Raw genomic sequence first — 11,561 nt, 5'->3', positions numbered from 1 at the left:
GCAAGTGATGTTGGCTGCTCCAATTTTCGTTAGGAGCTTCACAATGATCAAACACAGTCCAAATCCCCCAGAAACAAATCTCGAACAACTGGCGAAAGCCTCCAATCGTCTCTGCCCAATTTTTACCATCCACCCTGGTGTGAATTCCGAAACCCTTCTAGTCCATGCCTTTGAAACGCTTACTTCGGCCAACGTGATGGCGACCGAGTTGTCATCCAGCCTGACCGGTCCGACGTGCAATCTGGTGCTCGGTATTCAGCAGATGATTGTCCTCGCACAGCTATCGGTGAGCGAGGTTCTGGATCACCTTGATCCGCAGCAATAGAGAACGAAAAAGCCCGCTGACCTTTACAAGGATCAGCGGGCTTTTCTGGTGTTGCCGTCAGCTAATAATTACAAAGTACCAAACACCTTCTTCGCCAAACTGGTCGCCGCAGCCGCCGGGTTCTGGCGGATGGTTTCTTCCTGTTTGCCGATCATTTCGAACAAGCCATTCAATGCCTGCTCGGTGACGTAGTTTTCGACGTTCGCATTCTTCGCGTCCAATACGCCCATGGTCGCCGCTTGTCCTGCGAACGAGTTGTACTGCTGGGCCAGGCCAACCTTGTCGGTGGCTTGCTTGACGATCGGCAGGAACTTGGCGCGGATCTGTTCGCGGCTGGTCTTGTTCAGGTATTGGGTGGCCGAGTCGTTGCCGCCGCTGAGGATGCCCTTGGCGTCTTCCACGGTCATTTTCTTCACGGCATCGACGAGGATTGGCTGGGCCTGGGTCACGGCGGTTTCGGCTGCTTTGTTCATGCTGGCTTCCAGTTCATCGACCTGGTCACCCATGCCGAACTGTTTCATTTTGCTGGCGACCTTGCCCAGTTTGCCCGGCAGTTCGATTTTTACTTCCGGGTTGTTGCTGAAACCGCCCGGGGTGCCGAGTTGTTTCACGGCCAGTTGCGCGCCTTGGGTGAGTGCGTCCTTGAGCCCGCCGGTGGCGTCTTTCTGCGACAGGTCGCTGAGGGATAGCGCCAGGGCGTTGGCACAGATCATCAAACCTGCGCACAGGCCGGCAAAACGAAGGGTAGGGCGGAGCATGGCAGCTTCCTTGTTCAAAAAGAGAGAATTAGCGAACGGCGTCGACGCGGATTTTCAGTGGTTGCGGGTCCTTGCCATCAAGACGCACGGCATGGTTTTCGGTGGTGATGAACATCAGCTTTCCGTCGACTTCGATGCGCGCGCTGACCGAGTAGCGATGGCCCGGTTTGACCTGCGCCGGATCGTAACTCAGATGAAACGGCAGTGGCACCTGGCCTTTGACTGGGCCGTTCTGTTCGTCGAGGACAATGGCCGGTGCGTCGGCCAGAGACACGTCCTGCAAGCTCACGCTCAGGGTAGCGGTGGGCGGCAGGGCGCTGCGTTGCAGGTAAAAGACTTCGCCGTCGAGGCTGGCTTTCGGGGCAGGTTGCATGGATTGGCAGGCGCCGAGCAAAACCGTAAGGCCGAGGAGAGAGAGTTTTTTCATGAAGCGGATCCTTGTCATTGGCGCCGGAAGAAGACTGGCGCCAACGACAATTTAACGGATTTTACCGAGGATATCGCCCAACTTGCCTCGGGGGTGTTCTCAGCTGACGCGGACCCGCACTTCCTGCTCTTCTACATGATCGACACCCAGATCCACCAAGCGTGGATCTAAGGTGGCGAAGATCAGACGGTGTTCATGGGTGATGGTCGCGCTGATTGCATAGGTATGGCCAGGCAGGACATCAGCAACGCTGTACGTCAGGCTGAATTTCAGCCCGCCTTTTTCTGCGTTGGGAGTTTTCTGTACGGCCAGCACCTTCGGGAAGACAACTTGCGAGCTGACATCTTGCAAGCTGACATCCAGCAGGCGGACCTGAAGAGTCGAGTTAGACATCAGGGCTATCCTTTCCAGGTAATACACTTCGCCACTGATAGTTTTTACGGTTTCGTTGCTCATATTGATTTCCTTATCAATTGATCGTCGGTATTGACGAGCGCCCAGCATAGGGTCGAGGCAACGTTTGCTATGTAGGGGGATTCCTACGAGCAGGGGCGAAGAGGAGGTGGCATAAGCAAGAAGCGTCCTTGCTTCAGCCATGAAACTTCCGCGCAGAGATGTGAGTGAGTCAGAGCGGTGTGACCAACTCCGCCGCATCTTCACTGCGATGCAGCGCCACCTGCCGGATCGACAAACGAATCTCCGCTGGCAACACCCGTTTGGCCGCGCCTTCGGCCAGTTCGCCGAGCAGTTCGTGATAACCGAGCTTGCCCGCTTCGTCGCGCTTGAGCACTTCGAGGTCGAGCAGGGTCTGGATGAAGTGGCGGAACAGGCTCTTGTCGAAGAATTCCGGGGCGTTCAGGCCATGCAGGATCGACAGGCGCTGGGCCATGACCGTGCACAGGTCTTCCAGCTCTTCGGCGCTGATGCTGTTCTGGCCGCTGTTGAGCAGCAGGGAAACGGTCATGTAGAAGCGCTGCAGGGTCTGGGCGATGCTTTTCGACAGCAGCGTCAGCAACACGAAATGCCGTGAGCTTGGCGCCGGGCGCAGGTACACATCGTTCTCGAAACGCAGCAGGCCTTGCTCGACGAACGCCGCCAGCCATTGATCGATCACCGCATCCAGTTCGTCCAGCGACCAGCGAATGAACAGCTCCGCTTGCAGGTACGGGTACAGCGCGCGGGTGTAGCGCAGGATCTGTTCGCGACTCATGCGCGAGGCGCTCTGGAAGAAACTTGCCAATAGCGCCGGCAAGGCGAAGATGTGCAGCACGTTGTTGCGGTAGTAGGTCATCAGGACGGCGTTCTGCTCATCCAGATACAGAATCTTGCCCAGGGCATCGCTCTGCTCGGCCAGCAGGTCCATATCCTTCACATGCTCGATCAACGCCCGGCCGTCACCGTCCGGCAGGGTGGTGTGCGGCGAGTACGGCACCTTGCGCAGCAGCGCCAGATACAGGTCGAGCACCCGTGCCATGGCGCGGTCGTCCAGGGCCAGGCGGCTGGTGGACAGCAGTGCCAGGGCAACGAGGTTGACCGGGTTGATCGCCGCCGCCTCGTTCAAATGCTGCGCGACTTTTTCGCCGAGGCGGTTGGTGGTTTCGTTGAGCCAGGCCGGTCTGAACTGCGGGCCGAGTGCCTGTTGGCGCCAGTCCGGCTGTTCGCTGTCGAGGAATTGCGCCAGTTTGATCGGCTCGCCGAAGTTCACCGCGACCTGGCCGAAGCGCTGCTTGAGTGCGCCGATGACTTTGAAGATGTCGAAGATCGATTCTTTCTTCTTGGCCGCACCGCGCAGCTCGCCAAGATAGGTTCGACCTTCCAGTACGCGCTCGTAGCCGATGTACACCGGCACGAACACGATAGGCATCCGCGAGGAACGCAGGAAGCTGCGCAGGGTGATGGCCAGCATCCCGGTTTTCGGTTGCAGCATGCGCCCGGTGCGCGAACGTCCACCCTCGACGAAGTACTCCACCGGGAAGCCCTTGGTGAACAGGGTGTGCAGGTATTCGTTGAACACCGAGGTGTACAGCGGGTTGCCCTTGAACGTTCGGCGCATGAAAAACGCGCCGCCACGACGCAGCAGGCCGCCGATCACCGGCATGTTCAGGTTGATCCCGGCGGCGATGTGCGGCGGGGTCAGGCCGTTGCGGAACAGCAGGTAGGACAGCAGCAGATAATCGATGTGACTGCGGTGACAGGGTACGTAGATCACTTCGTGACCCTGGGCGACCTTCTGCACGCCTTCGATGTGGTTGACCTTGATGCCGTCGTAGATCTTGTTCCAGAACCAGCTCAGCACCACTTCCATAAAACGGATGGCGGTGTAGGTGTAGTCCGAGGCGATTTCGTTGCCATAGCGCAGGGCCTGGGCCTTGGCTTTTTCCGGTGAAATGTTCTCGCGTTCGGCCTCGTCGAGGATCGCTTGTCTGACCTGCGGCTGGTTCAGCAGGCCCTTGACCAGGTTGCGACGGTGGGAAATGTCCGGGCCGATCACTGCCGCCTTCAGGTTGCGAAAGTGCACCCGCAGGATGCGCTGGGCCATGCGCACGGTGCGCTCGTGGCCTTTGTTGTGCGCGATCAGTTCGCGCAGGTGAATCGGCGCGGAGAACTGCACGCGAGTCTTGCGCCCCAACACGATGATGCTCAGCAAGCGACGCAGACGCCCGGTTACCGCCCAGCTATCGGCGAACAGGAGTTTCCACGGGCTGTTTTCGCTGTCCGGCGACTGGCCCCAGAATACGCTGACCGGAATGATCTGCGCGTCTTCGGCGGCGTTCTGGCTCAGGGCGCTGACCAGGCGGGTCAAGGTTGGCGGCGCGCCGCGCTTGTCCTGGCGGCCGAGCCAGTCCGGGTCCGGCGTCAGGTAGAAGAACGCGGCCGGTTCCAGCAGGTTGCCCACCGATACCGGCAGCACCGGGCGCGGCAGGCCGGCCTTGCTGCACTCGGTGTCGACCACGGCAAGGTCGGTCAGCGATGGGTTTTGCAGGACGTAGAACACCGGACGACTGCGGTCGAGGTTGAGGGTGAACGACGACTGGTTGATCGTCTCCGAGCGAACCCAGAGGTACAGCAGGCGGCGCAGGGTGCCAAACACAAGACGGCGGAACGGGGAACGGGTCATACGGCTTCTGCGTGAGTGAATGAAACCAAGCGTTTGCTCGGGCGCTGCGTAGTGTGCCGGATTCGTCGAAAATCGGCAAAAAAGCGGCGAAGTAAAGTGCTATTGAGAGTTTCAGCGTCTGTCATATACTCGGCGCTCTGTCGCCGTTGCCCTCATGGGACCGGTATGCGCAGGCTGACGTTCCCGAGGCTTTCCTGCGAAAAGCCCGATCAATAATAAAAAGGGAGTATGAACAAATGGCAACACGCGAAACCGGCAACGTGAAGTGGTTCAACGACGCCAAGGGCTACGGCTTCATTCAGCGCGAAGACGGGGTGGACGTGTTCGTGCACTACCGCGCGATTCGCGGCGAGGGGCACCGTTCACTGACCGAAGGCCAGCAAGTTGAGTATGCGGTGGTCGAAGGGCAGAAGGGGTTGCAGGCTGAGGATGTTGTAGGTCTGTAATCACGCAAAACCATTGTGGGAGCGGGCTTGCTCGCGAATGCGGTGTGCCAGTCGCAGTTGATGCCGGCTGATCCACCGCATTCGCGAGCAAGCCCGCTCCCACATTTGATCGGTGTTGTTGGCTATTAAGTGGTCTTCCAGGTGATTTCTTCTTCACCATCGGCGCTGATGCGAATCCAGCGGTCCGCCGTCTCTTCACCTTCTTCCTCGACCCAGGTTCCCGGCGCGCAACGCACTTCGACGTTCAGCGCGGTAAACGCGGCGCGGGCGCAGGCGATGTCGTCGTCCCATGGGGTCTGGTCGCTTTCCAGGTACAGGCTGTTCCACTTGCCGACCGCTTTTGGCAGCCAGGTCACCGGTACGTTGCCGGCCTTGCACTTGTAGGTCTGGCCCTTCTGCACCCAATCCGAACACGGGCCAAGTGCCGCGCCGAGCCAGGCGGCAATGGCTTTGTGGTCGACGTCGGCGTCTTTCAGGTAAATCTCGATATCGGGCTGGCGCATGGATGTCCTCACTGCGGGTCTGAAAAATCCATTCGCGGATTTAGCCGGCCTTGAGCTGTTGCCCAAGACCAAAAATGTTTGAAGTTATTGAAGAACGAAATAATCGTAGCGCATCGACACGGTGACCTCGAACGGTTCGGCCTGCTCGATAACGGCAGCACGGCGTTCGGCACTGGCGCGCCAGCCGTGGGGCGTCATGGCCAGCAGGTTCGCCCGGTCCTGACCACTGTGGAGCGTCAGCTTGAATTCCAGGGTTTCACTGTGCGCCAGCGCCATGCCTTCCGGCACCAGGTCCAGATGCTTGTCGTCGATGTACTCGCGGACTTCATCGTACAGCCGCTCGCGCAATTCCATCAGGTGGCCGCTGGTCGGCCCGACTTTCATCAGGCCGCCGCCGACGCTGAGCAGGCGTTTGGCTTCTTCCCAGTCCAGCGGGCTGAAGACGCTGGCGAGGAACTGGCAACTGCCGGAAGCCAACGGTACCCGCGCCATGCTGGCGATCAACCAGGTGAGTTGCGGGTTGCGTTTGCAGGCGCGCTTGACCGCTTCGCGGGAGATGTCCAGAGCATAACCTTCGGCTTCCGGCAGCGCCTCGGCGATTTGCGCGGTGTAGTAGCCCTCGCCACAACCGATGTCCAGCCAGCGCTGCGGTGCATAGCTGGCGGCCAGCTCCGCCAGACGCCTGGCCACCGGGGCGTAATGCCCGGCATTCAGGAAGTCACGGCGGGCTTCGACCATCGCCTGGTTATCCCCAGGGTCGCGGCTGTTCTTGTGCTGCACCGGCAGCAGGTTCAGGTAACCCTGGCGCGCACGGTCGAACCGATGCCCGGCGGGGCAGACCACACCGTTGTCCACCGCGTTGAGCGGTGCGCTGCAGATTGGGCAGGCAAGCATCAGGCGAGCAACTTGATCAGGGTCTGGTAGTAGATTTCGGTCAGTACATCGAGGTCGGCTGCCAGCACGCGCTCGTTGACCTGGTGGATGGTCGCGTTGACCGGGCCCAGCTCAACCACTTGCGTGCCCATGGTCGCGATGAAGCGCCCGTCGGAAGTGCCGCCGCTGGTGGACGCCTTGGTGTCGCGACCGGTGATGTCCTTGATGCTCGACGACACCGCGTCCAGCAGCGCGCCTGGCTCGGTGAGGAACGGCAGACCGGACAAGGCCCAGTCGACGTGCCAGTCCAGGCCATGTTTGTCGAGGATGTCGGCGACGCGCTTTTGCAGGCCTTCGACCGTGGATTCGGTGGAGAAACGGAAGTTGAACACCGCCACCAGGTCACCCGGGATCACGTTGGTTGCACCGGTGCCGGAGTTGACGTTGGAGATCTGGAAACTGGTCGGCGGGAAGAAATCGTTGCCGTGGTCCCAATGCTCGGCGGCCAGTTCGGCCAGGGCCGGAGCGGCGAGGTGGATCGGGTTCTTCGCCAGGTGCGGGTAAGCCACGTGACCTTGCACGCCGCGCACGGTCAGCTTGGCGCCGAGGGAGCCGCGACGGCCGTTCTTGACCACGTCACCCACCAGGGTGGTGCTCGACGGTTCGCCGACGATGCACCAGTCCAGACGCTCCTTGCGCGCGGCGAGGCGTTCGACCACCGCCTTGGTGCCGTGGTGCGCCGGGCCTTCTTCATCGCTGGTGATCAGGAACGCGACTTTGCCCTTGTGATTGGGGTAGTCGGCGACAAAACGCTCGGACGCGACGGTCATGGCGGCGAGGCTGCCTTTCATGTCGGCGGCGCCACGGCCGCAGAGCATGCCGTGTTCGTCGATCAGCGCGTTGAACGGTTCGATCTGCCAGGCCGTTACCGGGCCGGTCGGGACCACGTCGGTGTGGCCGGCGAAGCACAGCACCGGACCGTCGTCCTGGCCGTGGGTGGCCCAGAAGTTATCCACATCTTCGATGCGCATCGGTTCCAGGGTGAAACCGGCATCGCCCAGGCGCTGCATCATCTGCTTCTGGCAATCGGCGTCGATCGGCGTCACGGATGGACGGCGGATCAGGTCGATGGCGAGTTGAAGGGTCGGCGAAAGGTCGGCGTGGGCCGTCATGGAAAACTCCGGAATCATGAAATATGGGCTTGGGCTTCAATGTGGGAGCGGGCTTGCTCGCGAAAGCGGTGTGTCAGTCAACATACGCCTCAACTGTTACAACGCATTCGCGAGCAAGCCCGCTCCCACAGGGATAGGGCCAAGCCCCGCAAAATGGCGGTTATCTTAAAGCAAAACGGCGACCATTGGCCGCCGTTTAGTGCATCCGCAAAGATTTAGACGACAGGTGCCGTTTCAGGCTCGGCGGCCGGTTTCGGCAGCGACGACAGGAACGCCATGATCAGCGCCGCCAGATACGGCAGCGACTGCACCAGCAGCATGGTGACCCAGAAGCGCATGTCGTTGCTCGGCATGCCGTTGACCAGATAAATCCCCAGTGCAGCGCTCCACAACAGCAGCATGATGAACACCTCTTCGCGTGCTTCCGAAATCGCCACCCAGAAACCATGGTTGTCGGCGTTTTTCGGCGTGCGGAAGAACGGAATGCTGCTGGTGAAGAAGCCGTACAGCACCGCTTTGGCGATGGTGTGAGACAACGCCAGACCGGCCAGCGCCGCGCAGAACGCATCCTTCAAGTTCACCCCGACCGCACGACGGTAGAGGAAAATGATCTTGGCCACCTTGAACACGAATAGCGCCAATGGCGGGATTGCGAAGATCAGCAGCGGCGGATCGACCCGTTGCGGCACGATGATCATCGCCGCCGACCACAACAGCGCACCGACGGTGAAGAAGATGTTCATGCCGTCCGCCACCCACGGCAACCAGCCCGCGAGGAAGTGGTAGCGCTGGCCGCGGGTCAGCTCGGTGTCCTTGCCGCGCAGCAGGCTGGCGGTGTGGCGCTTGATGATCTGAATCGCTCCGTAGGCCCAGCGGAAACGCTGTTTCTTGAAGTCGATGAAGGTATCGGGCATCAGGCCCTTGCCATAACTGGTGTGGTAATACGCCGCCGACAGGCCTTTCTCGAATACGCGCAGGCCCAGCTCGGCGTCTTCGCAGATGCACCAGTCGGCCCAGCCCAGCTCTTCGAGCACCGAGCGGCGGGTCATGGTCATGGTGCCGTGCTGGATGATCGCGTCGCGGTCGTTGCGGGTGACCATGCCGATATGGAAGAAGCCCTTGTATTCCGCGTAGCAGAGCTTCTTGAAGGTGCTTTCGTTCTGGTCGCGGTAGTCCTGCGGCGACTGCACCACGGCGATTTTCGGGTCGGCGAAGTGCGGCACCATGTGCTTGAGCCAGTTGCGGTCGACGCAGTAGTCCGAGTCGATCACGGCAATCACTTCGGCGTCCTTGGCGGTGTGCGGAATCAGGTAGTTCAGCGCACCACCCTTGAAGCCGGCCAGCGGTGCCACGTGGAAGAACTTGAAGCGCGGGCCGAGGGTTTCGCAATAATCGCGCACCGGTTCCCAGACCGCCGGGTCCTTGGTGTTGTTGTCGATGATCAGGACTTCGAAATCCGGATAGTCGAGGTTGGCCAGGGCATTGAGGGTCTGTTTGACCATCTCCGGCGGCTCGTTGTAGCAGGGCACGTGAATCGATACTTTCGGGCGGTAGCTGGAATCGCCTTCCACCGGCAAGAACTCGCGGCGGCGCTTGTGCACCCACACCGCTTCGGCCAGTTCATGGGCCTCGGTCAGCAACACGATAAACACCCCGAGCGCGCCGAGGGCGAGCAGGAAACCCACCGTCAGGCTGAACCAGGTGCTGTATTGCAGGCTGTAGTCGTAACCGATCCACACCAGCACCGAACCACAGAGGAACGCAATGAAGGTCAGGAAGGTGCGACCACGCTGGCGCAGGGCCGAGCCGTCGATCATCAGCAGGGTCAGCGACAACAGCGCCAATACCACCGAGCCAACGGCCAGTACGCGCCACTGCGGAATCGCCACCACCGGGCCTTCGAAGTTGAACTTCTGCTGGCGCGCGGCGTTGAACACGCCCCAGTAGGCGCCAACGGAACCTTCGTCGCTGGCTTTCCACGGTTGGTCAAACGCTTCGATCACGAAGTAGTTGAAGCCCTGGCGATTGAGCTTGTTGACCAAGGTTCGCAGGTAGATCGCCTGGTCTGCCGGCGACGCATCGGCGCCACCGCGCATGCGACCGTTGCTCGGCCAGCCCACTTCGGACAGCAGCAGCGGCTTTTTCGGGAACATCTTTTTCAGGTCGCGGGCGCGGTCGAGGACGAACTGCTGGGCCTTGTCCACCGGAATGAATTCCCAGTAAGGCAGGACGTGCGCGGCGATCAGGTCGACGTGCTTGGCCAGTTCCGGGTGTTCTTCCCAGACGTGCCATTGCTCGGACGTGGTCACTGGCACCTTCACGGCAGCACGGACTCGGTCGAGCATCACGCTCAGCTCAGCGGCGGTGATTTCCTTGCGGAAGATCGCTTCGTTGCCGACCACCACACGAACCACGCTGCGCGAGGAGTTGGCGATTTCGATGGCGCGGGTGATTTCCCGTTCGTTGCGTTCCTGGTCCGGGCTGATCCAGATCCCCAGTGTCACCCGCAAGCCGAATTCTTCTGCCAGTTTCGGGATGTCTTGCAGGGTGCCATCGACCGAGTAGATGCGGATGTTGTCCGTCAGCTTGCTCATGATCTCCAGGTCGCGACGCATTTGATCGTCGGTCGGGTACTGGTCTTTCTGCGGGAACTGGCCCTGCTGGAAGGGTGAGTAGGAGAAGCCGGAGATCTGTTCAGGCCAGTTGGGGGCGGTGACCGGACGGTTGATCAGCGCCCAGAAGCCGGTAAACAAGGCCGCGATGGCGAGCACCACGACCAGGTTGAGTCCAAATTTACGCGATGACATGGCTATTTCGGGTTCCAAAGACTGTGGAACGGAGGAACGGTTGGCGGCCGAGAGAGGGCGCGCATCCTACACTTGGCATTATCTGACCGTACAGCAGGCAGAGAAATGTCGGACATTGGGCAATCCGTATTCACTAAAGTTCTGTCATTTCTGGTGTAGGGCATATTGAAATCGATTTGTAGGCTGTGTCTCCTATCTGTGTAGGACTTGTTACCGTCTGGCCGTATAATACGCGCCGGTTTTTTAGGTAATGGTCATGAGTACAGAAGATCCGCGGTTTGCCGGCATCGCCCGCTTGTATGGCATCGAAGGGCTGGAGCGACTGCGGGCTGCCCATGTGGCGATTGTTGGCGTCGGTGGTGTCGGTTCCTGGGCGGCGGAAGCCATGGCCCGTTGTGGCGTGGGCGAGATTTCGCTGTTCGATCTGGACGACGTCTGCGTCAGCAACGCCAACCGTCAGTTGCACGCGCTGGACAGTACCGTCGGCAAACCCAAGGTCGAGGTGATGGCCGAGCGTCTGCGCGGGATCAACCCGGGCTGCACGGTGCACGCGGTGCCGGACTTCGTCACCCGCGACACCATGGCCGAGTACATCACACCGAACATCGACTGCGTGATCGACTGCATCGACAGCGTCAACGCCAAGGCTGCGCTGATCGCCTGGTGCAAGCGTCGCAAGATCCAGATCATCACGACCGGCGGTGCGGGAGGGCAGATCGACCCGACCTTGATTCAGGTCTGCGACTTGAATCGCACGTTCAATGACCCATTAGCTTCGAAAGTGCGCTCCACGCTGCGCCGCGACTACGGCTTTTCACGCACCGTGACCCGCCATTACAGCGTGCCGTGCGTGTTTTCCACCGAGCAGCTGCGTTATCCGAAACCGGACGGCAGCATTTGCCTGCAGAAGAGCTTTGTCGGTGATGGCGTGAAGCTCGACTGCGCCGGCGGGTTTGGCGCGGTGATGATGGTGACGGCGACCTTCGGCATGGTCGCGGCGACCAAGGCTGTGGACAAGATCGTGGCGGGAGTGCGGCGGCCGGCGGAGCGCATCAAACCTGAGGCCTGAAACACATTCCTTGTAGGAGCTGGCTTGCCAGCGATGGCGGCGATCCTGATACACCGCGGTGCC

General features: G+C 60.5%; 11 protein-coding genes. 3 read left to right on the top strand and 8 right to left on the bottom strand.

What is annotated here, in order from left to right; genetic code table 11:
* Positions 1-43 precede the first annotated feature (43 nt).
* Complete coding sequence (locus AB7M25_RS24285) at positions 44-325, top strand: DUF6124 family protein (RefSeq protein ID WP_429385953.1); 282 nt, start codon at positions 44-46, stop codon at positions 323-325.
* 68 nt (positions 326-393) lie between these two features.
* Here the strand turns inward: AB7M25_RS24285 and AB7M25_RS24280 are convergent, their stop codons facing one another.
* The 4 genes from AB7M25_RS24280 to plsB form a co-directional block, all read right to left on the bottom strand.
* Positions 394-1,083, bottom strand: coding sequence for a DUF4197 domain-containing protein (locus tag AB7M25_RS24280; RefSeq protein ID WP_102699395.1), 690 nt, complete (start codon positions 1,081-1,083; stop codon positions 394-396).
* Positions 1,084-1,111: 28 nt separating this feature from the next.
* Positions 1,112-1,510, bottom strand: a complete 399-nt coding sequence (locus AB7M25_RS24275; protein ID WP_429385951.1) for a YbaY family lipoprotein — start codon at positions 1,508-1,510, stop codon at positions 1,112-1,114.
* Between the two features lie 99 nt (positions 1,511-1,609).
* Positions 1,610-1,966, bottom strand: a complete 357-nt coding sequence (locus tag AB7M25_RS24270; protein ID WP_429385949.1) for a YbaY family lipoprotein — start codon at positions 1,964-1,966, stop codon at positions 1,610-1,612.
* 169 nt (positions 1,967-2,135) lie between these two features.
* Positions 2,136-4,628, bottom strand: coding sequence for a glycerol-3-phosphate 1-O-acyltransferase PlsB (plsB, locus tag AB7M25_RS24265; protein WP_454238073.1), 2,493 nt, complete (start codon positions 4,626-4,628; stop codon positions 2,136-2,138).
* 236 nt (positions 4,629-4,864) lie between these two features.
* Here plsB and AB7M25_RS24260 point away from each other — a divergent pair, with 236 nt between their 5' ends.
* A complete protein-coding gene (locus tag AB7M25_RS24260; protein ID WP_007954750.1) occupies positions 4,865-5,074 on the top strand; it encodes a cold shock domain-containing protein in 210 nt (69 codons plus the stop codon).
* A 125-nt stretch (positions 5,075-5,199) separates the two neighbouring features.
* Here AB7M25_RS24260 and AB7M25_RS24255 read toward each other — a convergent pair whose 3' ends face one another.
* The 4 genes from AB7M25_RS24255 to AB7M25_RS24240 all read right to left on the bottom strand — a co-directional run bounded on the left by AB7M25_RS24255 (position 5,200) and on the right by AB7M25_RS24240 (position 10,429).
* Positions 5,200-5,577 (bottom strand): hypothetical protein, encoded by a 378-nt coding sequence (locus AB7M25_RS24255; RefSeq protein WP_429385944.1) that lies wholly within the window; start codon positions 5,575-5,577, stop codon positions 5,200-5,202.
* 84 nt (positions 5,578-5,661) lie between these two features.
* Complete coding sequence (locus AB7M25_RS24250; RefSeq protein ID WP_429385942.1) at positions 5,662-6,471, bottom strand: putative RNA methyltransferase; 810 nt, start codon at positions 6,469-6,471, stop codon at positions 5,662-5,664.
* On the bottom strand, positions 6,471-7,622 hold the full coding sequence (gene dapE, locus AB7M25_RS24245) for a succinyl-diaminopimelate desuccinylase (RefSeq protein WP_007995764.1): 1,152 nt from the start codon (positions 7,620-7,622) through the stop codon (positions 6,471-6,473). Before dapE ends, AB7M25_RS24250 begins: the two co-directional genes overlap by 1 nt.
* Before the next feature lie 215 nt (positions 7,623-7,837).
* Positions 7,838-10,429, bottom strand: a complete 2,592-nt coding sequence (locus AB7M25_RS24240) for a glycosyltransferase (protein ID WP_429385938.1) — start codon at positions 10,427-10,429, stop codon at positions 7,838-7,840.
* 250 nt (positions 10,430-10,679) lie between these two features.
* Here AB7M25_RS24240 and tcdA point away from each other — a divergent pair, with 250 nt between their 5' ends.
* The gene (gene tcdA, locus AB7M25_RS24235; RefSeq protein ID WP_429385936.1) at positions 10,680-11,498 is read left to right on the top strand and encodes a tRNA cyclic N6-threonylcarbamoyladenosine(37) synthase TcdA; all 819 of its coding nucleotides are present in this window, start codon (positions 10,680-10,682) and stop codon (positions 11,496-11,498) included.
* Positions 11,499-11,561 lie beyond the last annotated feature (63 nt).

This window comes from Pseudomonas sp. AP3_22 TE3818, assembly GCF_053628995.1.
Note: the sequence above shows the minus strand (reverse complement) of the source record. Positions and strands in the feature narration are given on the sequence as shown.